Here is a 23,024-nt window from a genome sequence, read left to right as displayed (position 1 = left end):
GCGTCTTGGGGTCGGGGGTCGGAAAAAGGTATGGGGTCCATACCTGTCCCCGGCCTATTCGTGGAACTCGCCGGGTTCGGGGATGCGACCGAATGCGATCTTGGTGCCGACCCGATCGAGCCGTCCGCCGTTGAGCGGCCCGACGCTGACGGCGTTGCGGCCGAACCGTTCGTTGATGCGGTCCATCGCTTGCGACAAGGCGAAGCCACGGGTCTCGCGCGCGAGCGGATCGGACGGATCCAGATGCGCGAACAGCGATCCCTGGTCGCCGCCCACCGGCTCGATCTCCGCCAGCGTGACGCCGATCATCCGCAGCCGAAACCCGCCGGGGCGCAGGCGCCCGGCTTCGCGCAGCCGCGGGAACAGCGCGTCGAGATGCTGGAGCACGACGAAGCTGTCGCCGGTGACGGGCAGCTTGATCGAGGTCCGCCAGGCGGACTTGTCGTCCTCGAAGCGCGCGTGAAGGATCAGCAGGCGTGCGCGGTAGCCCTTGCGTCGCAGCCGGCTGGCGGCTTTCAGCGCGAGGCGGCGGGCGGTGAGCCGCGCAGGTTCGAGGCCGCGCTTCGATGGGGAGAGAACGTGGCTGTGCCCGATCGTCCGCGACTGGGTCGGCTTGTCGGGCAGGTCGATGCCGTGGAGCAGATACCAGAGCCGATCACCGTCGACGCCGCCCCAGGCGTTGCCTGCGTCGCGCGGGCGGCGCTCGCAATATTGGCGAATGTCGTTGACGCCGTCGCGCGCCAGCCGCCGCTCCATCTTGGCGCCAATGCCGCAGATGTCGCGCAGCTTGAGCGCATAGAGATCCTGCGGCAGCTGCGCGGCCTCGAACACCACCAGCCCGTCGGGCTTCTGCAGATCCGACGCCAGCTTCGCGAGCAGGCGATTGGGCGCGATGCCGATCGAGCAGCTGAGGTAATCGCCGACGTTGGCGCGGATCCCGGCCTTGATCCGGTGCGCCAGCGCGACGACCCCTTCACGGTCGTTCTCATTGTCCAGCAGCCGGCACGCGACCTCGTCGATCGAACAGACGCGCGTGACCGGCAGGTGCCGCCACACTTCCGCGACGATGCGATCGTGGAACTCGACATAGCGGTCGTGGCGCGCCGGGGTGACGACGAGCTCCCGACATTTCTGCTTCGCCTCCCACACCGGCGTGCCAGTGCCGATGCCGAACCGCTTGGCCTCGATCGAGGCAGCGATCGCGACGGTGGTGTCGCTGCCGACCGGCGCGACGATCACCGGCCGACCGCGGAGCGACGGCTGCAACTGCTGCTCTACGCTCGCGAAGTAGGAGTTGAGATCGAGGAACAGCCACCGCAGCGGCCGGGGCGGCAAATCCGGCGCCGGCGGTGCGGCGCGCGTCCGACCATCGGCGACGTTCGCGGGTGGGCGGCACGGGGCAGGCACGGCAAGCATCGCGACTCGATCCGGTTAGAACGGATCATGAACATGACAGAAGCGCGCGCCCCGCGGAAGGGGTGATCAGGGGGCGGGGCTGATCGCAGCAACGACGTCCGTGGCTGCGAAATGGTGCCCCTTGTAAAGCAAAGGCCGCCCGCTTTCCTTTGCAAGCGCATAAGCGAAGCAATCGCCGAAGTTGAGGCCGGCGGGGTGACCTGTTCCGCGGCCGTATTGCGCGTAAGCAGCTTGTCCGATCCTGGCCTGTGCGATCGTTACCGGCGCTATGTCTATCGCCAGCTTCGCTAGGATGTCGTTCGCTTCCTTTATCCCCGCCCGCGTGCACTGCGGGTCAGCACGGCCGTCAGTTCGATCGAGCTCCCGGCTGACATGTCCCGAGCCGTTGCTCGCAGCAACGCGTCGATGAGAACATCTCGTTCAGCTCCCACGAAGGATCGCGATTACTGCCGACGTGTCGACGATCACCCCGGCAAGCCGTCATCTTCATAGAGTAGATAGTTCGCCAACCACGACATTTCCTTGCCGCGCCACTCGTCGGATATATGTCGCTGGAACCGGTCGGTTGCGGCGATGATTTCATTGTGCCGTGTTCGTAAGATCTCTTCGTGTTCTTGAAGTTCGCGAACCAGGGCGCTGCGGATAGCGTAGGTCAGAGACTGGCCCGTACGCCCGGCCAACTCGCGGGCGAGGCGAACCGTCTCTGGATCCTTGATGTTGAGTTGGACGCCCATTGTCTACCTCCAGCTACAGCTTTCTACCTTAGCCTTCGGCTGGTGCCAATCTAAGTATCTCTAGGCGGCGATAGCGGGGCGGTGCTCGAGCAGAGTTGCGAGCCAGCGTTCGAGATCGTCGCCATGCAGATGATCATGCACGACCGCATAGGCGTTGGCAGTCAACCTGGCGCGGCGGGCAGGATCGCGGAGCAACGCCCGCACCTGATCGTCGAGATCTGCGAAGTCCCAGCGCACCGGTACATAGGTCTCGTCGGCGACGTAGATATCAGGATCCGATTCGACATGATCCATCGACGGCTTCAGCAGTACTGCGCCCATTGCGATCGCTTCGAAATCGCGCCAGCATATCTCGCCATAGCCGAACGGGCTGAAGCAGATCTTGGACCGGCCGAGCTCGGCCATGTAGAGGTCCTTCGCGATCATGCCCGACGTCTTCTCAATGCCCGAGACCTGATCCGCGGCTGCAGCGGCCTGCTGGCGCATCAGCGCGTACCAGGGCAGGCCCTTGGTCGCGATCCTGGCATGCAGGTCGATCGGTCGATCGCTCTCGAACGATGGGGTCGCCTGCTCGAAGCGTCCGATCAGGGCACGCCCGGTCGAGAATGACGGGCCGACCGCCAGCCGTGGCACGATCGTCGGCGGGATCGACCATGTCGCGACGGGATTGTCCGCGCCGTACGTGGTTCCGTAATGGTCGGAGAGGTTGGTGTGGCCGAGCAGCGGGCGCAGATACTCGGACCGATTGCGCATCAGCGACTTCTTGACGTAGTGATCGACAAAGGGAGCGACCCGTTCGGCAAACCTGATGTCGGTGGGCGCGAACCAGTCGAAATAGCTGATCGCCGCCGTCGGGTTGGCGCGCCTGACCCGTGACAGGACGTTCTCGAGTTCGCCTTCGATCGGCTCGTAGCCCGATTGCACGAACACTGCGTCGGCTTGCGGCACGGCAGCGCCCGCGACGATCTTGTCATAGGTGACGCTGGTGAAGCTGAAGCCCTGCGCCGCAAAGCGCGCTTCGAAGCGCTTGAATGCGTGGAACTGGGTCTGGGCGAGGTCGTGATCCTGGTTGATCAGCAGGATGCGCGAGCGCGGCCCGCCTGCCGGGGCGGGGGAACCCGCCTTCGGGCCGAACCGGTCGACCGGGCCCTGCGGCCCGAGCAACTTGCGGCGAAGCTGACGCAACCGGTTCTTTATCTGGATCACTCGAATTCTCCGCCATGCGCGGTGGCGTTAGCGTGGGGGGCGGCGGGTGAGAAGGTGTTTGCGAACCGAACTTGGGAGCGACCAACCTTCCGTTGCTTGCCCCGCGCGACGGGCTGCACCATCTGGTTGGGATGGCTACAACTCCCGACACGTTATCACTCATCGGCAACACGCCGCTCGTCCGGCTGAAAGGGCCCAGCGAGGCTGCGGGTGGCGACATCTTCGGCAAGTGCGAGTTCACCAATCCCGGCGCGTCGGTGAAGGATCGCGCGGCGCTGTCGATCGTCGAGGATGCTGAGGAGCGCGGGCTGCTCCGTCCCGGCGGAACGATCGTCGAGGGAACTGCGGGCAACACCGGGATCGGGCTGGCGCTGGTCGCCAACGCCAAGGGCTATCGCACCACGATCGTCATGCCCGAGACGCAGAGCCGCGAGAAGATGGACACGCTGCGCGCGCTGGGGGCGGAGCTGGTGCTGGTGCCGGCGGCGCCGTTTTCCTCGCCATGTCACTTCGTTCACACCTCGCGGCGGATCGCGGAGGAGACGCCGGGCGCGGTGTGGGCGAACCAGTTCGACAACATCGCCAATCGCCGAGCGCACATCACCGGCACCGCGGAGGAGATCTGGGCGCAGATGGACGGGCGGATCGACGGCTTCACCTGCGCGGCGGGGACCGGCGGCACGATCGCGGGCGTGGGCATGGGACTGAAGGCGAAGGACGAGGGCGTCTGCATCGCGCTTTCCGATCCGCACGGGGCGGCGCTCTACGGCTATTATGCGCATGGCGAGCTGAAGGCGGAGGGATCGTCGGTTGCCGAAGGCATCGGGCAGGGCCGGATCACCGCCAATCTGGAAGGCGCGCCGATCGATACGCAGTTCCGCATTTCGGACGTCGAGGGGTATCATTGGGTGCGGCGGCTGCTTGACGAGGAGGGGCTGTGCCTCGGCCTGTCGTCGGGGATCAACGTCGCCGGCGCAGTGGCGCTCGCCCGTCAGCTAGGGCCGGGCAAGCGGGTCGCGACGATCCTGTGCGACACCGGGTTCCGCTATCTGTCGAGCTTGTACGATCCGGCGTGGCGCGCGCAGAAGGGCCTGGAATAGGACCGAATCGACACATGCGGGATAGTGCGATACGATTGCGCGACAAGATGAAGGTGGTTCGCGAACCCTCCCAGACGTCGCAGCGCGTGAAGGTCGGCATGGTCGGCCTCGCGGCGGTGGTCCTGCTCATCGTGCTGGCGAGTGCGATCATCGGCACCGCGACGCGGGAGCGGCCGATCGGCGCGGCAGGATCGGCGCGCGCCGACGTCGTCGCCAACATCGCCTCGATTAACGCCGCCGACGCGGCATCGACCGGTGAACCGTTGGCGGAGCTCGGGATCACGCCGAGCACCAGCGAGAGCAACAGCCACGCGGCCGCACGGCATTGATCGATTACACGTCGTTTCGGGGATTTCAGGGGATGGACATCCCCGCACGCGTGCAGCGCGCGTGCGACGGGCCGTTCGTGCCCGGTTTCGACGTAAGGGCAAGGCCATGATCCACCCGGATTAGCCCCGATCCGGGTTCGATTTCCCCATCCGTCCCCAAATATCCCGTTGTGTCCCGGGTCCTGCTGAGTTACGCAGGATCGACAAGGGGCACGTTCTACCATTTGCGTGAGCAAGGGTCGGATCGCGACGATGGTTGCGGTTCGAGGTGGTCGATCGTGCGTGCCCGGGGCGAGGTGCGGCGTGACGGAAAGGGGCGACTATCAGGGTAGCGGTATCGCTCTTGTCGACGACAAGGGCCGGGTCGCTATTCCGAACGCGCTCCGCGCCACGCTCGCCCAGAACAGCCCCCGCGCCGACGGCAAGGATGGCGGCACCATCGTCATCGCCGCACACGAGGACCAGCCTTGCCTCGTCGCCTACGATCCCGCCTATGTCGCGACGCTGAAGGCCGAGCTGAAACATCGTCTCGAACTGTCGCGCGGCGAGGACGGCAAGGTCGATCCCAACATCATGCGCAACGGCGCGAACGGCGAAGCGGTGCCGTTCGACGGATCCGGACGCTTCATCATGCCCGGCTACCCGCGCTTCCATGCCGGGATCGGCGAGCACGCGTTCTTCTGGGGCATGTTCGACACGATCGAGATCTGGGATCCGAAGACGCTGCTGGCGACCCAGGCGAAGGATTCCCGGATGGCGGCGGCATGCCGCTTCTTCTGCCAGGAAAAGGGGATCGCGCTGTGAGCCCGGTTCCTGCGGACGCGCCGCACATCCCGGTGTTGCTCGACGAGGTGGTCGCCGCGCTGGCGCCGGCCCCCGGCGACACGATGATCGACGCGACCTTCGGGGCAGGCGGCTACACGCGGGCGCTGCTGTCGCGCGGCGCGCGGGTCATCGCGCTCGATCGCGATCCCGATTCGATCGCCGCCGGTCGGGCCGCGGCCGATGAAGGCATCACGTTGATCCAAGCGGATTTTTCGACCATGGATCAGATCGTGGAGGCGCCGGTGGATGGTGTCACGATGGATATCGGGGTGTCGTCGATGCAGCTCGATCAGGCCGGTCGCGGCTTCTCGTTCCAGGCGGACGGTCCGCTCGACATGCGGATGAGCCAGGAAGGGCTGAGCGCTGCCGATTTCGTCAACGAGGCCGACGAGAGCGAAATCGCGGACGTGCTCTATCACTATGGCGACGAGCCGAAATCGCGCCGGGTAGCGCGCGCGATCGTCGCTGCGCGGCCGCTGACCCGGACCGGCGAGCTCGCTCGGGTCGTGCGCAAGGCGCTCGGCCACAAGCCGCACGACAAGAAGGATCCTGCGACTCGCGCGTTCCAGGCGATCCGCATCCATGTGAACCGCGAACTCGGCGAGCTGGCGGATGGCCTTGCGGCGGCGGAGCGGATCCTGAAGCCCGGTGGTCGGCTGGCGGTGGTGACCTTCCACAGCCTCGAGGACCGGATGGTGAAGCGGTTCCTGCGCGAGCGGTCGGGCGCGACGCCGGGCGGATCGCGGCACCTGCCGCAGACCGGCACGGCAACCGCGCCGAGCTTCGCCAAGGTTGGCCGCGGCGTGCGTGCGGGCGAGGCAGAAGTGGCGCGCAACCCGCGCGCGCGATCGGCGACATTACGAACGGCAGAGCGGACGGCGGCGCCCGCTTGGCATCAGGAGGCAGTGGCATGACGGCGGCGTATCGTTTCAAGGGGATCGGGTGGTTCGCGGCATGCGTCGCGATCGTGCTCGGGTTCTACCTGATCTCGCTGCAGGTCGCGTCCGAGCGCAAGAAGCTCGACGGCCTCAACGCCCGTATCCACCTCGCCGAGCGCGACATCCGCGCGCTCGAGACCGAGTTCGATACGCGCGCCAATCTGGCGCAGCTCGAAAAGTGGAACGGCGACACGCTGGCGCTGGCGTCGCCCACCGCGGCGCAGTTCGTCGCGAGCGAATCGGCGCTGGCGTCAATCGACGTCAACCAGGTCGCGCTGCCGGGCCAGCCCGGCGTGCAGACCGCCGCGCTGGTGGTGCCGTCGCTGCCGACCGCGGCGCCGAGCGCCACGCCCGCCCCGGCGCAGGCGACGACCCCGCAGATCGTTCAGGTTGCCGCCGCGATGCCGCTCGCCAAGCCCGCTGTGTTCAAGATCGCCGCGGTCGAGCGGAGCGCGCCGATGATCGCCAAGCTGAACGACGCGACGCGCGGTCGCGATGCGGTCGCCAAGGTACGTCCGCAGGCGGTCGCGATGCTCGATCGCAAGCTGCTGTCGGACAACACGCTGGGCGACATCCTGAAGAACGCGCGTAGCGAGGCTCGCCTGCGGTGACCGTCATGGTGGCCCGCCCAGTGCCGACACGGCGGACCGCCGGCCAGCGCTATGCGCTGGTCGCCACGGCACATACGCGCCTGATGATGCTGATGCTGTTGTTCGCGGCGGCGGTGCTGCTGGTGATCATGCGGCTCGGCATGCTCGCGATCACCTCCGGCGCCGAAGCGACGACGCGCATCGCGACGCTCGCCTCGCGGGGCGACATCGTCGATCGCAACGGCGCGCCGCTGGCGCGGACGATCGACAGCTGGACGATCGCGATCCACCCGAAGAAGCTGATCGGCGATCCGATGGACATCGCCGCGAGGCTGTCGGCGCTGATGCCCGAAGGCGGCGACCAGGCCCATTATTACGACCTGCTGACCCGCAAGGTGAACTTCGCCTATCTGCAGCGGCGCGCGTCGCCGGCGCTGGTCGAGCAGGTCAACGCCATCGGCGAGCCCGCGATCGTGTTCGCGCGCGAAACCCAGCGGCTCTACCCACAATCGACGATGGCCGCGCACGCGCTCGGCTTCCTGTCCACCGACGGGCACGGCATGTCGGGGATGGAGCGGGTGCTCGACCAGCAGCTGCTCGATCCGACACAAGCGGGCAAGCCGGTCGCGCTTTCGCTCGACGCCCGCGTCCAGGCGGCGCTGGAGAGCGAACTCGGGCGGGCAATGGGGACCTTCTCGGCGCGCGGTGCCGGCGGGATCGTGCTCGACGTGCGCACGGGCGAAGTGATCGCGATGGTTTCGCTGCCCACCTTCAACCCCAATCGCGTCGGCATGGCGGGCAGCGAAGAGCTGCGCAACATCACCACGCAGAGCGTGTTCGAACTGGGATCGACCTTCAAGCCGATCACCATGGCGACCGCGATGGACACCGGCGTCGTCACGTCGATGGCGCGGCGGTTCGATGCGACCCACCCGCTGAAGGTCGGCGGCTACACCATTCATGACGAGCGCGGCGATCCCAAGCGCTGGCTGAACATGGCCGAGACGCTGATCTATTCGTCCAACATCGCCACCGCGCGCGTCGCCGACGAGATCGGGCCGCAGCGGATGCAGGCGATGTTCCGCAAGCTGGGCTTCGACACCAAGCCCGACATCGAGCTGCGCGAGAAGGGTCGACCGCTGATGCCGACCTATTGGGCGCGCACGACGACGATGACCACCGCCTATGGGCACGGCATCGCGGTGACCCCGCTGCACCTCGCCAATGCCTATGCCGCGCTCGTCAATGGCGGGATCTGGCGGCCGGCGACGCTGTTGAAGGTCGCGCCCGGCCACGCGCCTGCGGGCCGCCGGGTGATCAGCGAGCAGACCAGCGCGCGGATGCGCCAGATGCTGCGGCTGATCGTGATGCGCGGCACCGGTCGCAAGGGCAATGCGCCGGGTTACCGGGTCGGCGGCAAGACGGGTACGGCCGAGGCGGCCGTGGCGGGCGGATATGACCGGTCGCGCAACGTCGCGACCTTCGCGGCGGCGTTCCCGATGGACGGGCCGCGCTACGTCGTGCTGGCGATGCTCGATTCGCCGAAGGGAACCAAGGAGACGGGCGGGTGGAAGACCGCAGCGTGGAACGCCGCGCCGGTCGTCGGACGCACGATCTCGCGGGTGGGCGCGATGCTGGGTGTGGTTCCGGACGAGCAGCGCGACATCGACGTGTCCGACATCCTGCCGACGCTGTGGCAGGATCCCAGCATCAAGCAGCCGACCGGCCAGTGAGCAGCGCCAGCAAGCCGCGGCAGGTGAGGAGCGCGCGATGAAGCTGCGCGCGTTGACCGGTGGCAACGAAGACGCGGCGATCACCGGATTCGCGATCGATCACCGCAAGGTCGCGCCGGGAACGATCTTCGGCGCGTTCCAGGGCGCGCGGGTGAACGGCGAGGACTATATCGCCGAGGCGATCAGGTCCGGCGCGGTCGCGATCGTCGCACGGCCGGGGCTGGCGATCGCGGGCGCCACCTACATTGCCGACGACAACCCGCGCGAGCGGTTCGCGCGACTGGCCGCAGCCTATTTCGCGCCGTTTCCGGAGACGGTCGTCGCGGTGACCGGGACCAACGGCAAGACGTCCTGCGTCGAGATGACGCGGCAGATCTGGCGGATGGCCGGGCACAACGCGGCGTCGATCGGGACACTCGGCGTGACCACGGCGGACGATCGCGTCACCACCGGGCTGACCACGCCCGATGTCGTCACCTTCCTGTCGAACGTCGCCGGGCTGGCGCGCGAGGGCGTCACGCATGTCGCGTTCGAGGCATCGAGCCACGGCTTGTCGCAATATCGTACCGAGGGGTTGAGCGTTGCAGCGGCGGCGTTCACCAACCTGAGCCGCGATCATCTCGACTACCATGGCGACATGGCGGCGTATCTCACCGCGAAGCTGCGGCTGTTCTCGGAAGTGCTCAGCCACGACGGCACCGCGGTGGTGTGGGCCGACGACCGCGAGGCGGCGCGGGTGATCGACCTGGCGCGGGCGCGAGGCAATAAGCTGATCACGATCGGCGAGCGCGGCGAGACGTTGCGGCTGGTCGGTCGCGACCCGACGCTGCTCGGGCAGGGACTGACGATCGAGGTGGAGGGCGCGACGCACCAGGTGCAACTGCCGCTGATCGGCGCGTACCAGGCCGCGAACGCGCTAGTCGCAGCCGGATTGGTGATCGCGACCGGGGGCGAGGTGAAGGCGACGCTGGCGGCGCTGTCGCGGTTGCAGCCGGTGCGCGGGCGGCTGGAACGCGCGGTGATCACGCGGACGGGTGCGCCGGTCTATGTCGATTACGCGCATACCCCCGACGCGCTCGAAGCCGCGATCGCGGCGCTGAAGCCGCATGCGGCGGGACGGCTGATCGTGGTGTTCGGCGCGGGCGGCGACCGCGACCGCGGCAAGCGCGAGGCAATGGGCCAGGTCGCGGTCACGCAAGCGGACCGGGTGATCGTCACCGACGACAATCCGCGCAGCGAGGATCCGGCGGCGATCCGCGCCGAGGTGCTGAAGGGCGCGAAGGCAGCGATGGAGATCGGTGACCGGCGCGAGGCGATCGCAGCGGCGGTGCGGGGCGCGGGCACGCAGGATATCGTGCTGATCGCGGGCAAGGGCCACGAACAGGGTCAGGTCGTCGGCGATCTGGTGCTGCCGTTCGACGATGTCGCGGTGGCGCGGGAGTGCGTGGCGTGAGGCTATGGTTCACGCGAAGGCGCGAAGGCGCGATGAAGAAGGGGTTTCGCGCGGAGGCGCGGAGGCGCGGAGGTAAGAGGCTGCGCCGCAGGCTTATCGCTCCCTCATTCTCCGCGTCTCCGTGTCTCCGCGTGAGTCATCTGTGCGCCTTCGCGCCTTCGCGTGAATCACGGAAGCTGTGCCCGTGACCGCTTCGTTGTGGACCTCCGACGAGATCGCCGCGGCTACGGGTGGCGTCGCGTCCGGTGCGTTCGTCGTCGAGGGCGTGGCGTTCGATAGTCGTGAGGTCGGGCCTGGCGATCTGTTCGTTGCGCTCTCGGGCGAGGCTACTGACGGGCATCGCTTCGTCGACCAGGCCTTTTCGCAGGGTGCGGCGGGGGCGATCGTCGGCCGGCCGATCGCGCAGCCGCATGTGCTGGTCGCGGACACGGCCGCGGCGCTCGATGCGCTGGGTGTCGCCAGCCGGGCGCGCTCGGGCGCGACGATCGTCGGGGTGACCGGCTCGGTAGGCAAGACCAGCGCCAAGGAAGCCTTGTTCGCGGCGCTCGATCGGGGGCGTCCGGGCGCGGTGCATCGGTCGGTCAAGAGCTACAACAACCATGTCGGGGTGCCGCTGAGCCTCGCGCGGATGCCGCGGGACACGCGTTTCGCGGTGTTCGAGATGGGGATGAACCATGCCGGCGAGCTGGCGGCGCTGACGCGGATGGTGCGACCGCACATCGCGGTGGTGACGGCGATCGCGCCGGTGCACATGGAGTTCTTCGCCGACGAAGCCGCGATCGCCGAGGCGAAGGCGGAGATCTTCCAGGGGCTGGAGCCGGGCGGCACCGCGATCGTGCCCGCGGACAGCGTGCACCGCGATCTGCTGACCGCCGCGGCGCAGGCGAACGGCGCGCAGGTGGTGACGTTCGGAACTGCCAAGGACGCCGACGTCCGCGCGGTCGAGGTAATGCGGGTGCAGACCGGCGGCAGCTACGTCACCGCGCGGGTCGGTGCGCGCGAGCTGTCGTTTACGCTTGGTCAGCCGGGCGCCCATTGGGTGTCGAACGCGCTCGCGGTGCTCGCGGCGGTCGACGCTGCTGGCGCCGACCTTGGTCTCGCCGGCCTCGCGCTGGCGGAGCTCGGCGGGATGGCGGGTCGCGGGGCGCGGTTCATGGCGAAGGTCCCGGGTGGCGAGGCACTGGTGATCGACGAAAGCTACAATGCGAGCCCGCTGGCGATGCGCGCGACGCTCGCCGTGCTGGCGGAGGAGAAGGGGCGCCACGTCGCGGTGCTCGGCGACATGCTCGAACTCGGCACCGCGTCCGCCGACTATCATGCCGCGCTGGCGGAGCCGATCGTGGCGGCACGCGTCGATTCGGTGCTGCTCGTCGGTGAAGCGATGGGCGCGCTGGCGCAAAGGCTTGAGGGACGGATCGATGTCGTCCATGTGCCCGACGCCGCGGCGGCGATCGACCGGCTCGACACGGTGCTGGCGCCCGGTGACGCGGTGCTCGTCAAGGGTTCGAACGGAATTGGCCTGTCGCGCCTGATCGCGCGGCTTGGGGGCAGAAAGACATAGATGCTGTACTGGATCGCCGAGCATCTGGGCTTTCAGGGGCTGCTCAATCTCATCCGTTATCAGTCGTTCCGGACCGGCGCGGCGGTGGCGACCGCGCTGATGATCGGGCTGATCATCGGGCCGCGCTTCATCGGCTGGCTGCGGCTGCGCCAGGGCAAGGGCCAGCCGATCCGCGCCGACGGGCCGCAGACGCACCTCGCCAAGCGCGGTACGCCGACGATGGGCGGGCTGATGATCCTGACCAGCATGAGCCTTGCGATCCTGATCTGGATGGACCTGTCCAACCCCTATGTCTGGGCGTGCCTGTTCGTGACCCTCGGGTTCGGCGCGATCGGGTTCATGGACGATTACGACAAGGTCCGGAAAGCGAGCAGCGCCGGCGTGTCGGGGCGCGTGCGGCTGTTGCTGGAGTTCGCGATCGCGGGGATCGCGGCGACGATCATCATGTCGCAGAACGGCCCGCATCTCTATTTCCCGTTCACCCAGCGGCTGTATCTCGATCTCGGCTGGTTCTATCCGGTGTTCGCGGCGTTCACGATCGTCGCGTTCGGCAACGCGGTGAACCTGACCGACGGGCTGGACGGACTGGCGACGATGCCGGTGATCATCGCCAGCGTCGCGTTCATGGTCATCGTCTACCTCGCGGGTAACGTGAAGTTCGCGGACTATCTCGGCATTCCGCATGTGCCGCGCGCGGGCGAACTCGCGATCTTCTGCGGCGCGGTGGTGGGGGCGGGGCTCGCGTTCCTGTGGTTCAACGCGCCGCCGGCGGCGGTTTTCATGGGCGATACCGGCAGCCTCGCGCTCGGCGGCGCGCTCGGCACGATCGCGGTGGTCGCGCATCACGAGATCGTGCTGGGGATCATCGGCGGGCTGTTCGTGGTCGAGGCGATGTCGGTGATCATCCAGGTGTTCTTCTACAAGCGCACCGGCAAGAGGGTGTTCCGGATGGCGCCGATCCACCATCATTTCGAACAACTCGGCTGGAGCGAACCGACCGTGGTAATCCGGTTCTGGATCATCGCGCTGGTGCTGGCGCTGGCCGGCCTGTCGACGTTGAAGCTGCGGTGATCGTCGCCCGGGATTGGGCGGGCAAGCGCTTCGCGGTGCTGGGGTTGGCGCGGTCGGGGGTGGCGACAGTGCGGGCGCTGCTGGCTGCGGGTGCGCGAGTGGTGGCTTGGGATTCGGACCTGGAGAAGCGCGAGGCGATCCTCCCCGGTACGGGGAGGGGGACCAGCGAAGCTGGTGGAGGGGTCTATCCTCTAGCGATATCGCCCGTGGAGGGCCCCATCCACCATCCTTTGGATGGTCCCCCTCCCCGTGCCGGGGAGGAATTGCACGTTTCGGAGTTTGGCGACCTCCAAAAATTCGACGCGTTCGTCGTCTCTCCGGGCGTTCCGCTGAACACGCACCCGCTCGCCGCAGAGGCGCGCACCGCGAGGATCCCGATCATCGGCGACATCGAGCTGTTCGCGCAGGCGCGCCGCGATCTGCCCGCGCACAAGGTCGTCGGGATCACCGGGACCAACGGCAAGTCGACCACGACGGCGCTGGTCCATCACCTGCTGGAGACCGCGGGGGTGCCGACGTTGATGGGTGGGAACATCGGACTCCCGGTCCTGGGGCAGGCACCCTTGCCCGAAGGCGGCGTCTATGTGCTCGAACTGTCGAGCTACCAGATCGACCTGACGCACACGCTCGATTGCGAGGTCGCGGTGCTGCTGAACGTCACGCCGGATCATCTCGACCGCTATGACGGGTTCGAGGCGTATGCAGCGTCCAAAGCGCGGCTGTTCGCGATGCAGTCTGCGGCGCACGAGGCGGTAATCGCGATCGGCGACGCGCCTAGTGCGGCGATCGCGCGGAGCCTGTCGACGCGGGGCGAGCACCTCACCAAGATCGCGCCGGGCGTCTGCCTGGATCAATCGCGCTGGCCGGCGTTGCAGGGGCCGCACAATGCGCAGAACGTGCTGGCGGCGATCGCGGTCGCGAAGGCGCTCGGGCTAAACGAGGCGGCGATCGACCGTGGGCTCGCGACGTTCGCCGGCTTGCCGCACCGGATGGAGCGGGTCGCGACGATCGGCGGCGTGACCTACGTCAACGACAGCAAGGCGACCAACCCCGACAGCACCGCGCCTGCGCTCGCGGCCTATCCGCGGATCCACTGGATCCTGGGCGGGCGGGCGAAGGGCGACGATCTCGACGCCTGCGTGGCGCATTTTGGCAACGTCGTCCGCGCCTACACGATCGGCGAGGCGGGGTCGCGGTTCGCGGCGGTGCTGGACGGCAAGGTCGCGGTCGAAGAGGCGAAAACGCTCGACGCGGCGGTCGCGCATGCCACTGAAAACGCGGTCGCGGGCGATGTCGTGCTGCTGTCGCCTGCTTGTGCTAGCTTCGACCAATATCGCGACTATGAGGAGCGCGGGGCCGCGTTTCGCGCGGCGGTGGAGGCGCTTAGATGACCGACGTCCGCAATGCCGGACTGATCGCCAACGTGAAGCGGCGCGGCGGGCGCGGCGACCGGTCGGCGCTCGGCACCTGGTTCTGGGACATCGACCGGATGCTCCTGCTGTTGACGCTGTTCCTGATCGCGATCGGGCTGATCGCGGTCGCCGCCGCATCGCCGGCGAGCGCGGTTCGCTATTCGGGCGAGCACCACAAGATCGCGCCGCTCTATTATTTCTGGCGACAGTTGATGTGGGTCGGGGTGTCGTTGCCGGTGTTGTTCGGCGTGTCGATGCTGCCGGTCGCGACCGCGCGGCGTTTCGCGCTGATCGGCGCGGCGGCGTTCGCGGTGATGCTCGCGGCTACCCCGTTCGTGGGCGTCGAAGTCAACGGCGCGCGGCGCTGGCTGGGCGTCAGCTTCGCGCAGTTCCAGCCGTCCGAGTTCCTGAAGCCGTTGTTCATCGTCGCGGTGGCGTGGGTGTTGTCGCTGAAATCGAAGGAACAGGAACTGCCGACGGTGCTGATCACCGGTGGGATGACGGTGATGGTCGGCGGCATGCTGATGCTGCAGCCCGATTTCGGGCAGACGATCATCTTCTGCACGGTGTGGATGGCGCTGCTGATGATCGCGGGGACGCAGACGCGGGTGCTGGTCGGGCTGGTGGCGATGGTGCCGGCGGGGCTGATCGCGGCCTATATGTTCTACGGCGTCGCGCGGCGCCGGATCGATGCGTTCCTGTTCCCCGGCATCGAGGGCGAGGGCGCGGGCGATCACTTCCAGACCAACGCCGCGCATTCGACGCTGACTGCGGGCGGCTGGACCGGCACCGGGCCGGGCGGCGGCACCGCCAAGTTCGGCCTGCCCGAGGCGCATACCGATTATATCTTCTCTGTGATCGGCGAAGAATTCGGGCTGATCGCGTGCGCGATCATCGCACTGGTGTTCCTGGCGATCGTGGTTCGGGTGTTCGTCAAGCTGCTCGACGAGCAGGACGAGTTCAAGCTGCTCGCCGCGTCGGGGCTGGCGGTTCAGTTCGGCGCGCAGGCTTTGGTGTCGATGGCGGTGAATACCGGGCTGGCGCCGTCCAAGGGCATGACGCTGCCGTTCATCAGCTATGGCGGATCGTCGATGATCGCGCTGTCGATCGGCATGGGGCTGCTGCTGGCGTTCACGCGGCGCAACCCGTTCCTGACGCGGTCGCCTTATGTCGTGAAATGGGGCGGGTAATGGGCAAGCATTACGTCCTCGCCGCGGGCGGCACCGGGGGGCACATGGTGCCCGCGGCGGCACTGGCCGAAGAGCTGATGCGGCGCGGCCACCGCGTGGCGCTGGTCAGCGACGCGCGCGGGGTGCGGTTTCCGGGGCTGTTCGACGGGGTGCAGACCCATGTCCTGCCTGCGGGACGATTCCAGGTGAAGCGGCCGCAAGGCTGGTTAGGCGCCGTGCGCGAGATGGCGCGCGGGCGGGCAATGGCGCGCGAGCTGTACCGCAACTTCAAGCCCGCCGCGGTGATCGGCTTCGGCGGCTATCCGGCGATGCCCGCGCTGCTGGCCGCCTTCGCCGAGGGCATCCCGACCGCGGTGCACGAACAGAATGCGGTGCTCGGCCGGGTCAACCGGCTGGTGTCGCGCCGGGTCGACGCCATCGCGACGTCCTATGCGCAGACCGAGCGGCTCGCGCCCAAGCTGGCGAGCCGGACGCATCTGGTCGGCAATCCGGTGCGCGAGGCGGTGCTGCGGCTGCGCGCCAAGGCCTATCCGCTGTTAGAGGAGGACGGCATCTTCCGCGTGCTGGTCACCGGCGGCAGCCAGGGCGCGAGCGTGTTGTCGCAGGTCGTGCCCGACGGCCTCGCGATGCTGCCGGTGTCGTTTCGGCGCCGGCTGCAGGTGACGCACCAGGCGCGCGTGGAGGATATCGACACCTGCCGGGCAAGCTATGCGCGGCACCAGATCGCGGCGGATCTCGCGACGTATCTGCCCGACCTGCCCGAGCAACTGGCGTGGGCGCATCTGGTGATCGCGCGGGCGGGTGCATCGACGATCGCGGAACTGACCGCGGCGGGCCGGCCCGCGATCCTGGTGCCGTTGCCGAGCGCGACCGACGACCACCAGACGGTGAATGCGCGCGAGATCACCAGAGCGGGCGGCGCGCGGACGATCGCGCAGGGCGACTTCACGGCGATAGAACTCGCCAAGCAGATGCAGAAGCTGGGGCTCGATCCGGTCGCGCTGGAGAATGCGGCGGGGCGGGCGAAGAGCGTCGGGCGTCCCGATGCGGTGGGGGATCTGGCGGATCTGGTCGAGAGCCTCGACGCGCCGCTCGCGCGATTGCCGGTGGGCATCCCGCAGAAGAAGGCGGCATTCGCATGATGGCGGCATTCTTGATCCTCCCCGTGCCTGGGAGGGGGACCGTTCGCGCAGCGAATGGTGGTGGGGGGTTGCCGCTGACGGTGGCTCTCGTGGAGAGCCCCCTCCACCATGCCTGCGGCATGGTCCCCCTCCCCGCCGCGCGGGGAGGAATCGGGTCGTGAAGGGCGTCGCAACCGATATCGGGACGATCCACTTCGTCGGGATCGGCGGGATCGGCATGTCCGGGATCGCCGAGGTGATGAAGAACCTCGGCTATGCGGTGCAGGGTTCCGATGTCGCCGAGGGCTATGTCGTGCAGGGGCTGCGCGCGAAGGGGATCGCGGTGGCGATCGGTCATCGCGCCGAGAATCTGGGCGATGCGGCGGTGGTGGTGACGTCGACCGCGATCACCCGGTCCAATCCCGAGGTCGAGGCGGCGCTGGAACGCCGCATCCCGGTGGTGCGCCGCGCGGAAATGCTCGCGGAGCTGATGCGGCTGAAATCGACGGTCGCCGTGGCCGGAACGCATGGCAAGACTACCACGACGTCGATGGTCGCGGCGCTGCTCGATGCGGGCGGCATCGATCCGACCGTGATCAACGGCGGGATCATCAACAGCTACGGATCGAACGCGCGCTTGGGCGCGTCGGACTGGATGGTGGTCGAGGCGGACGAGAGCGACGGCAGCTTCCTGCGGCTCGACGGCACGATCGCGGTGGTTACCAACATCGATCCCGAACATCTCGATCACTACGGATCGTTCGATGCGGTGAAGGACGCGTTCGTCGCGTTCATCGAGAACGTGCCCTTCTATGGCGCGGCGTTGCTGTGCCTCGACCATCCCGAGGTGCAGAACATCCTGTCGCGGGTCCGTGATCGACGTGTCGTCACCTATGGCTTCTCCGCGCAGGCCGACGTGCGCGGGGTCAATGTCGTGCCGTTTCCGGGCGGCAACCGGTTCGAGACGATCATCCGCAGCCGCGACGGCAGCACGCGGTCGATCGAGGGCATCGAGCTGCCGATGCCGGGGCGCCACAATGTCGAGAACGCGCTGGCGGCGATCGGCGTGGCGCTGGAACTGGGGATCGACGATGCGACGATCCAGCAGGGGTTCGCCAAGTTCGGCGGGGTCAAGCGGCGCTTCACCAAGGTCGGCGAGGTCGCGGTCGACGGCGGCGTCGCGACGATCATCGACGATTACGGGCACCATCCGGTCGAGATCCGCGCCGTCTTGGCTGCGGCGCGCGAGGGCGTGCAGGGACGGGTGATCGCGGTGGTCCAGCCGCATCGCTTCACCCGGCTCGGCAATCTGATGGAGGAGTTCCAGACCGCGTTCAACGACGCCGACCGGGTGCTGGTGACCCCGGTCTATGCCGCGGGCGAGATGCCGATCGAGGGCGTCGATGCCGCAGCGTTGGTCGAGGGGCTGAAGCGCCGGGGGCATCGTTCGGTCGCGGTGGTCACCGATGCCGAGGCGCTGGCGGACGAACTGGCGACGACGGTGCAGGCGGGCGACATGGTCGTGTGCCTGGGTGCGGGCGACATCACGCGCTGGGCGGCCGGGCTGGCGGACGCGATCGAGGCGCGGCGCGTTGAGGTGACGACGTGAACGTGCGCGCATCTTCTCCCCTCCCGCTTGCGGGAGGGGTCGGGGGAGGGCCTGTTGTGGGGCGTGCGGGCGGTGACATGACAAGCCCTCCCCCAGCCCCTCCCGCGAGCGGGAGGGGAGTCACGGTCGACGCCGGGGGCTCGCTCGCGTCTTTCATCTGGTTCCGGACGGGTGGGCCGGCGGAGTGGCTGGTACGGCCGGATAGCGTCGACGACCTCTCCGCCTTCCTCCGTGATCTGGATCCTACCACGGCGGTGCTGCCGATCGGCGTCGGATCGAACCTCATCGTCCGCGACGGCGGGGTGCCGGGTGTGGTGGTGCGCTTGCCCAAGGCGATGGCGAAGGTGTCGGTCGAGGACGGCCGGGTGCGTGCGGGTGGCGGGGTGATGGGGATCAGCGTGGCGTCGGCGGCGCGTGATGCCGGGGTCGCGGGGCTCGAATTTCTGCGGGGCATTCCCGGCACTGTCGGTGGCGCGGTGCGGATGAATGCGGGGGCCTATGGGCGCGACACCAGCGGTATCCTGGTCGAAGCGACGGTCGTGCTGCGCGACGGGAGCGTCGAGAGCTGGCCTGCCGCGCGGCTCGGCTATACCTATCGGCATTCGGACCTGCCCGCGGGCGCGATCGTGGTCGAGGCGGTGTTCGCGGGGGTTCCGGGCGAGCCCGCGGTGATCGGTGCCGAGATGGATCGCATCGCCGCCGAGCGCGAGGCGTCGCAGCCGCTGCGGTCGCGGACCGGGGGATCGACCTTCAAGAACCCGCCGGGGCACAAGGCCTGGGCGCTGATCGATGCCGCCGGCTGTCGCGGTTTGCGGCGCGGAGACGCGCAGGTCAGCGAAAAACATTGTAATTTCCTGCTCAACCTGGGGGCGGCGAGCAGCGCGGAGATCGAGGCGTTGGGCGAAGAGGTGCGTGAGAAGGTGAAGGCGCAATCCGGTGTGATGCTGGAATGGGAAATCCAGCGCGTGGGGGTGGTGGCGTGACCCCGCTTCACATCGCAGTCTTGATGGGCGGCTGGTCGGCAGAGCGTGAGGTTTCGCTGATGTCGGGCGCGGGCGTTGCCGACGCGCTGGAGTCGCTCGGGCACCGGGTTACGCGGATCGACATGGATCGCGACGTTGCCGCGCGGCTGGCGGAGGCGCGCCCCGATCTGGTGTTCAACGCGCTGCACGGGACGCCGGGCGAGGATGGCAGCGTGCAGGGGCTGCTGGACCTGATGGGGCTGCGCTACACGCATTCCGGTCTGGCGACGTCGGTGATCGCGATCGACAAAGTGCTGACCAAGCAGGTGCTGGTGCCGCACGGCATCCCGATGCCCGGCGGGCGGATCGTCAGGTCGGCGGAGATCCACGAGGCGGATCCGTTGCAGCGGCCTTACGTGCTGAAGCCCGTCAACGAGGGATCATCGGTGGGCGTGGCGATCGTCACCGAGGGCGGCAATTACGGCAGCCCGATCGGGCGCGACGTGATCGGGCCGTGGCAGGAGTTCGACGAGCTGCTCGCCGAGCCGTATATCCGCGGGCGCGAGCTGACCACGGCGGTGCTGGGCACGCGGGCGCTGGGCGTGACCGAGTTGAAGCCCAAGAGCGGCTGGTACGATTACGACGCCAAATACACCGACGGGATGACCGAGCATGTCTTTCCCGCGCAGATCCCGGACGAGATCGCCGATGCCTGCAAGTCGCTGGCGCTGGAGGCGCATCGTTTGCTCGGGTGCAAGGGCGCGTCGCGGTCCGATTTCCGCTGGGACGACGAGCGCGGGGTGGACGGCTTGTTCCTGCTCGAGGTCAACACCCAGCCGGGCATGACCCCGCTGAGCCTGGTGCCGGAACAGGCGCGGCATGTCGGGATGAGCTATCCCGCGCTGGTCCAGGCGATCGTCGACGAGGCGATGAGCTCGTGACCAAGACGATCAAGCGCGGCGGCTCCCCGCCCAGGCGCCCGACGCAGCGCCGCAAGCAGCCGGTCAAGAAGATCTCCCGGCTCGACCGGATGATCGGTGCGCTGCCGGTCAGCGAGGCGATGCTGCGGCGGATCGCGACGTGGACGATCACGGGCACGGGGGGCGTCGTGGCGCTGGTCGTGGCGAGCTGGATTGGGGTGCCCGGGATGATCGGCAACGCGATCGCCGAGGGCGCGGGACGCGCCGGGTTCCGGGTCGAGCAGATCGAGGTGACGGGCTTGAAGCGGATGGACCGGATGTCGGTCTATGCGGTCGCGCTCGACCAGCAATCGCGGGCGATGCCGCTGGTCGATCTCGACGCGGTGCGCGAGAAGCTGCTCCGCTATGGCTGGATCGCGGACGCGCACGTGTCGCGGCGGCTGCCCGACACGCTGCTGGTCGACATCGTCGAGCGCACGCCGGCGGCGGTGTGGCAGGACAGCGGCCGGCTGACGCTGATCGACGCGGCGGGCGTGCTGCTCGAACCGGTCGATCCGGCGGCGATCCCCGATCTGCCGCTGGTCATCGGGCCCGGTGCGGATCGGCAGGAGGCGGCGTATCAGACGCTGCTGGCGGCGGCGCCGGCGCTGCGACCACGGGTGAAGGCGGCGACCTGGATCGGCAACCGTCGGTGGGACCTGACCTTCGACAGCGGCGAGACGCTGGCGCTGCCCGAGGATGGTGCGCCGGCGGCGTTGCTGAAGTTCGCGGAGATGGATGGGGCGCGACCGCTGCTGGGGCGCGGCTGGATCCGGTTCGACATGCGCGATCCGAACAAATTGGTCGCGCGCAAGCCGGGGGCGAGCATGGCGCATGCGGTGCCGGACGAGGAGACCTCGACCGCGCCGTCGATGACGGCGGGGTCGACACAGGCGGCTGGCGAAGGGTGACCGGTCCGTAGTAAGGCACGACGCGAGTGGGGCGGACGTCGAGTTCGGGCATGATGTTGATGCAGGGGAAGATTTTATGGCGAAGGCTGCACCGGAAGGGTTGATCACCGCGCTCGATATCGGGTCGTCGAAGGTGTCGGCGATGATCGCGCAGAAGGGCGACGGCGGCGAGCTGATCGTGCTCGGCACCGGGCAGCGCGAAAGCCGGGGGGTGAAGCGCGGCTATATCGCCGACATGGCCGCGACCGAGGCCGCGGTGCGCGAGGCGGTCGAGCAGGCCGAGCGGATCGCGGGCATCAACATCGAGAATGTCTGGGTCGGCTTCTCCGCGGGCGGGCTGGTGAGCGACGTCGCCGAAGTCGAATTCGAGCTTGGCGGCCACCGGGTCGAGCAGGGCGATATCGACGCGCTGCTCGCGGCGGGGCGCAACTCGATCGATCCGCAAGGGCGGATGGTGCTGCATGCGCAGCCGGCGCTGTACACGCTGGACGGGCTGACCGGGGTGAAGAAGCCGCTGGGGCTGCATGCCGATCGGCTCGGCGTGCACATCCACGTCGTCGCGGCGGACGGATCGCCGGTGCGCAACCTCGACCTGTGCGTGCGGTCCGCGCATCTGGAGGTGAAGTCGATCATCGCCTCGCCGGTCGCGACCGGGCTCGCCTGCCTGAGCGAGGAGGAGCGGGAGCTCGGCGTCGCGCTGGTCGAACTCGGTGCGGGGATCACCAACGTGTCGCTATTCGCGGGCGGGATGCTGGTCGGGCTGACCTCGATCGCGATGGGCGCGGCGGACATCACCGACGACATCGCGTCGGCGTTCGGGACGCAGCGCCAGCATGCCGAACGGATGAAGTGCGTCCACGGTTCGGCGAACGCATCGCCGCGCGACAATCACGACATGATCCCGGTGATGCCGATCGCGGCCGAGGACGGCGCCAGCGAGGGCGCGCAGATCACCAAGGCGGCGCTGATCGGCGTGGTCCGGCAGCGGCTGGAACATCAGATGGGCGAGATCCGCCAGGCGCTCGCCAAGCTGAAGTTCGAAGGGCCGGTGGGGCGCCAGGTGGTGCTGACCGGCGGCGGTGCTGAGCTGAACGGCATCGCCGATTACGCGCAGCAGGCGCTCGGCCGGTCGGTGCGGATCGGGCGACCGCGCGGATTGACCGCCCTGCCGGAAGCGCATGGCGGCCCCGCCTTCGCGACGCTAGCCGGGCTTGCCTTCTACGCAGCGACCGACCCGATCGATCTCCGCGCGGTCGCACCCCAGCAGACGGTGCACCGGCAACGCGGAATCGGCATGGTTCGCAAGTTGATACAGGCGGCACGCGCGAATTATTGACGCTTTGCGGCACTGGTGAACGTTTTGGCTGGCACGCCACGGAGCGTTAGGGCAGACGGTTAACAGCGGGCCCCGGAGCTTATCCCCGGGAGGGGCGGAGACTAAGGCATGAGCATCGAATTCATTACTCCCGAGGTGGACGAACTCACGCCGCGGATCGCGGTGATCGGGGTCGGCGGCGCCGGCGGCAACGCGATCGCGAACATGATGCGCGCCGACGTGCAGGGCGTCGACTTCTTGGTCGCCAACACCGATGCGCAGGCGCTGAAGCAGTCGACCGCGCCGCAGCGCATCCAGCTCGGCACCAAGATCACCCAGGGCCTGGGCGCGGGTAGCCGTCCCGAGATCGGCCGCGCGGCCGCCGAAGAGACGATCGACAGCCTCGCCAAGCAGCTCGAAGGCGCGCACATGGTGTTCATCGCCGCGGGCATGGGCGGGGGCACCGGCACCGGTGCGGCTCCGGTCATCGCCAAGGCGGCGCGCGACATGGGCATCCTGACGGTCGGCGTCGTTACCAAGCCGTTCGCGTTCGAGGGCAACCGCCGTGCGAAGAGCGCGGAAGGCGGCA

Annotated in this window: 21 protein-coding genes and 1 pseudogene; 18 read left to right on the top strand and 4 right to left on the bottom strand. The window is 68.3% G+C overall.

The genetic code is table 11. The features are described 5' to 3' along the window. Window positions 1–54 precede the first annotated feature (54 nt). The 4 genes from ACFE77_RS11230 to ACFE77_RS11215 form a co-directional block, all read right to left on the bottom strand. Complete coding sequence (locus ACFE77_RS11230; RefSeq protein ID WP_375421726.1) at window positions 55–1,416, bottom strand: type VI secretion protein ImpB; 1,362 nt, start codon at window positions 1,414–1,416, stop codon at window positions 55–57. A gap of 66 nt (window positions 1,417–1,482) precedes the next feature. Beyond that, window positions 1,483–1,710, bottom strand: a complete 228-nt coding sequence (locus ACFE77_RS11225) for a PIN domain-containing protein (RefSeq protein ID WP_375421736.1) — start codon at window positions 1,708–1,710, stop codon at window positions 1,483–1,485. 170 nt (window positions 1,711–1,880) lie between these two features. Further along, window positions 1,881–2,150, bottom strand: coding sequence for a type II toxin-antitoxin system VapB family antitoxin (locus ACFE77_RS11220; RefSeq protein ID WP_375421725.1), 270 nt, complete (start codon window positions 2,148–2,150; stop codon window positions 1,881–1,883). Between the two features lie 60 nt (window positions 2,151–2,210). Continuing rightward, window positions 2,211–3,356 (bottom strand): glycosyltransferase, encoded by a 1,146-nt coding sequence (locus tag ACFE77_RS11215; RefSeq protein WP_375421724.1) that lies wholly within the window; start codon window positions 3,354–3,356, stop codon window positions 2,211–2,213. Window positions 3,357–3,487: 131 nt separating this feature from the next. Here ACFE77_RS11215 and ACFE77_RS11210 point away from each other — a divergent pair, with 131 nt between their 5' ends. The 18 genes and pseudogenes from ACFE77_RS11210 to ACFE77_RS11125 form a co-directional block, all read left to right on the top strand. Next, a complete protein-coding gene (locus tag ACFE77_RS11210; protein WP_375421723.1) occupies window positions 3,488–4,456 on the top strand; it encodes a cysteine synthase A in 969 nt (322 codons plus the stop codon). Window positions 4,457–4,470: 14 nt separating this feature from the next. Beyond that, window positions 4,471–4,785, top strand: a complete 315-nt coding sequence (locus ACFE77_RS11205) for a hypothetical protein (RefSeq protein ID WP_375421722.1) — start codon at window positions 4,471–4,473, stop codon at window positions 4,783–4,785. 303 nt (window positions 4,786–5,088) lie between these two features. Then, window positions 5,089–5,589: a division/cell wall cluster transcriptional repressor MraZ gene (locus ACFE77_RS11200; protein ID WP_375421721.1), complete on the top strand. Its 501-nt coding sequence runs from the start codon at window positions 5,089–5,091 to the stop codon at window positions 5,587–5,589. Beyond that, window positions 5,586–6,524, top strand: coding sequence for a 16S rRNA (cytosine(1402)-N(4))-methyltransferase RsmH (gene rsmH / locus ACFE77_RS11195; RefSeq protein WP_375421720.1), 939 nt, complete (start codon window positions 5,586–5,588; stop codon window positions 6,522–6,524). The genes ACFE77_RS11200 and rsmH overlap by 4 nt, the downstream gene beginning before the upstream one ends. Beyond that, window positions 6,521–7,159: a hypothetical protein gene (locus ACFE77_RS11190; protein ID WP_375421719.1), complete on the top strand. Its 639-nt coding sequence runs from the start codon at window positions 6,521–6,523 to the stop codon at window positions 7,157–7,159. The genes rsmH and ACFE77_RS11190 overlap by 4 nt, the downstream gene beginning before the upstream one ends. After that, window positions 7,156–8,871: a peptidoglycan D,D-transpeptidase FtsI family protein gene (locus ACFE77_RS11185; protein ID WP_375421718.1), complete on the top strand. Its 1,716-nt coding sequence runs from the start codon at window positions 7,156–7,158 to the stop codon at window positions 8,869–8,871. Before ACFE77_RS11190 ends, ACFE77_RS11185 begins: the two co-directional genes overlap by 4 nt. Window positions 8,872–8,908: 37 nt before the next feature. Beyond that, on the top strand, window positions 8,909–10,324 hold the full coding sequence (locus ACFE77_RS11180; protein ID WP_375421717.1) for a UDP-N-acetylmuramoyl-L-alanyl-D-glutamate--2,6-diaminopimelate ligase: 1,416 nt from the start codon (window positions 8,909–8,911) through the stop codon (window positions 10,322–10,324). Between the two features lie 184 nt (window positions 10,325–10,508). Beyond that, entirely contained in the window at window positions 10,509–11,885 is a 1,377-nt protein-coding gene (gene murF / locus ACFE77_RS11175; protein ID WP_375421716.1) for a UDP-N-acetylmuramoyl-tripeptide--D-alanyl-D-alanine ligase, read from the top strand. Next, on the top strand, window positions 11,886–12,956 hold the full coding sequence (mraY, locus tag ACFE77_RS11170; protein WP_375421715.1) for a phospho-N-acetylmuramoyl-pentapeptide-transferase: 1,071 nt from the start codon (window positions 11,886–11,888) through the stop codon (window positions 12,954–12,956). Further along, on the top strand, window positions 12,953–14,347 hold the full coding sequence (murD, locus tag ACFE77_RS11165) for a UDP-N-acetylmuramoyl-L-alanine--D-glutamate ligase (protein WP_375421714.1): 1,395 nt from the start codon (window positions 12,953–12,955) through the stop codon (window positions 14,345–14,347). Before mraY ends, murD begins: the two co-directional genes overlap by 4 nt. Next, window positions 14,344–15,558: an FtsW/RodA/SpoVE family cell cycle protein gene (locus tag ACFE77_RS11160; protein ID WP_375421713.1), complete on the top strand. Its 1,215-nt coding sequence runs from the start codon at window positions 14,344–14,346 to the stop codon at window positions 15,556–15,558. The genes murD and ACFE77_RS11160 overlap by 4 nt, the downstream gene beginning before the upstream one ends. Continuing rightward, on the top strand, window positions 15,558–16,700 hold the full coding sequence (gene murG / locus ACFE77_RS11155) for an undecaprenyldiphospho-muramoylpentapeptide beta-N-acetylglucosaminyltransferase (protein WP_375421712.1): 1,143 nt from the start codon (window positions 15,558–15,560) through the stop codon (window positions 16,698–16,700). The genes ACFE77_RS11160 and murG overlap by 1 nt, the downstream gene beginning before the upstream one ends. A gap of 157 nt (window positions 16,701–16,857) precedes the next feature. Continuing rightward, window positions 16,858–18,288, top strand: a complete 1,431-nt coding sequence (gene murC, locus ACFE77_RS11150) for a UDP-N-acetylmuramate--L-alanine ligase (RefSeq protein ID WP_375421711.1) — start codon at window positions 16,858–16,860, stop codon at window positions 18,286–18,288. A gap of 77 nt (window positions 18,289–18,365) precedes the next feature. Further along, a complete protein-coding gene (gene murB, locus ACFE77_RS11145; RefSeq protein ID WP_375421710.1) occupies window positions 18,366–19,271 on the top strand; it encodes a UDP-N-acetylmuramate dehydrogenase in 906 nt (301 codons plus the stop codon). Between the two features lie 23 nt (window positions 19,272–19,294). Next, on the top strand, window positions 19,295–20,191 hold the full coding sequence (locus tag ACFE77_RS11140; protein ID WP_375421735.1) for a D-alanine--D-alanine ligase: 897 nt from the start codon (window positions 19,295–19,297) through the stop codon (window positions 20,189–20,191). Further along, complete coding sequence (locus ACFE77_RS11135; protein ID WP_375421709.1) at window positions 20,188–21,120, top strand: cell division protein FtsQ/DivIB; 933 nt, start codon at window positions 20,188–20,190, stop codon at window positions 21,118–21,120. Before ACFE77_RS11140 ends, ACFE77_RS11135 begins: the two co-directional genes overlap by 4 nt. A 76-nt stretch (window positions 21,121–21,196) precedes the next feature. Beyond that, window positions 21,197–22,456: a cell division protein FtsA gene (gene ftsA, locus ACFE77_RS11130; protein ID WP_375421708.1), complete on the top strand. Its 1,260-nt coding sequence runs from the start codon at window positions 21,197–21,199 to the stop codon at window positions 22,454–22,456. A gap of 108 nt (window positions 22,457–22,564) precedes the next feature. Continuing rightward, window positions 22,565–23,024 (top strand): annotated as a pseudogene (locus ACFE77_RS11125) (cell division protein FtsZ); the annotation flags it as partial.

Origin of the sequence: uncultured Sphingomonas sp. (assembly GCF_964243315.1) — a bacterium.
In the GTDB taxonomy this organism is placed as follows: Bacteria; Pseudomonadota; Alphaproteobacteria; order Sphingomonadales; family Sphingomonadaceae; genus Sphingomonas.
The sequence above is the reverse complement of the archived record's forward strand: the minus strand, read 5'-3'. Positions and strand labels throughout refer to the sequence as shown.

Bases quoted from the DNA above. Each gene is read 5' to 3' on its own strand.
- ACFE77_RS11210 (WP_375421723.1), top strand. From the start codon at position 3,488: ATGGCTACAACTCCCGACACGTTATCACTCATCGGCAACACGCCGCTC.
- murG (WP_375421712.1), top strand. From the start codon at position 15,558: ATGGGCAAGCATTACGTCCTCGCCGCGGGCGGCACCGGGGGGCACATG.
- ACFE77_RS11180 (WP_375421717.1), top strand. From the start codon at position 8,909: ATGAAGCTGCGCGCGTTGACCGGTGGCAACGAAGACGCGGCGATCACC.
- murB (WP_375421710.1), top strand. From the start codon at position 18,366: ATGACAAGCCCTCCCCCAGCCCCTCCCGCGAGCGGGAGGGGAGTCACG.
- ACFE77_RS11220 (WP_375421725.1), bottom strand. From the start codon at position 2,150: ATGGGCGTCCAACTCAACATCAAGGATCCAGAGACGGTTCGCCTCGCC.
- ACFE77_RS11205 (WP_375421722.1), top strand. From the start codon at position 4,471: ATGCGGGATAGTGCGATACGATTGCGCGACAAGATGAAGGTGGTTCGC.
- ACFE77_RS11160 (WP_375421713.1), top strand. From the start codon at position 14,344: ATGACCGACGTCCGCAATGCCGGACTGATCGCCAACGTGAAGCGGCGC.
- ACFE77_RS11190 (WP_375421719.1), top strand. From the start codon at position 6,521: ATGACGGCGGCGTATCGTTTCAAGGGGATCGGGTGGTTCGCGGCATGC.
- ACFE77_RS11140 (WP_375421735.1), top strand. From the start codon at position 19,295: ATGGGCGGCTGGTCGGCAGAGCGTGAGGTTTCGCTGATGTCGGGCGCG.
- ACFE77_RS11230 (WP_375421726.1), bottom strand. From the start codon at position 1,416: ATGCTTGCCGTGCCTGCCCCGTGCCGCCCACCCGCGAACGTCGCCGAT.
- mraY (WP_375421715.1), top strand. From the start codon at position 11,886: ATGCTGTACTGGATCGCCGAGCATCTGGGCTTTCAGGGGCTGCTCAAT.
- ftsA (WP_375421708.1), top strand. From the start codon at position 21,197: ATGGCGAAGGCTGCACCGGAAGGGTTGATCACCGCGCTCGATATCGGG.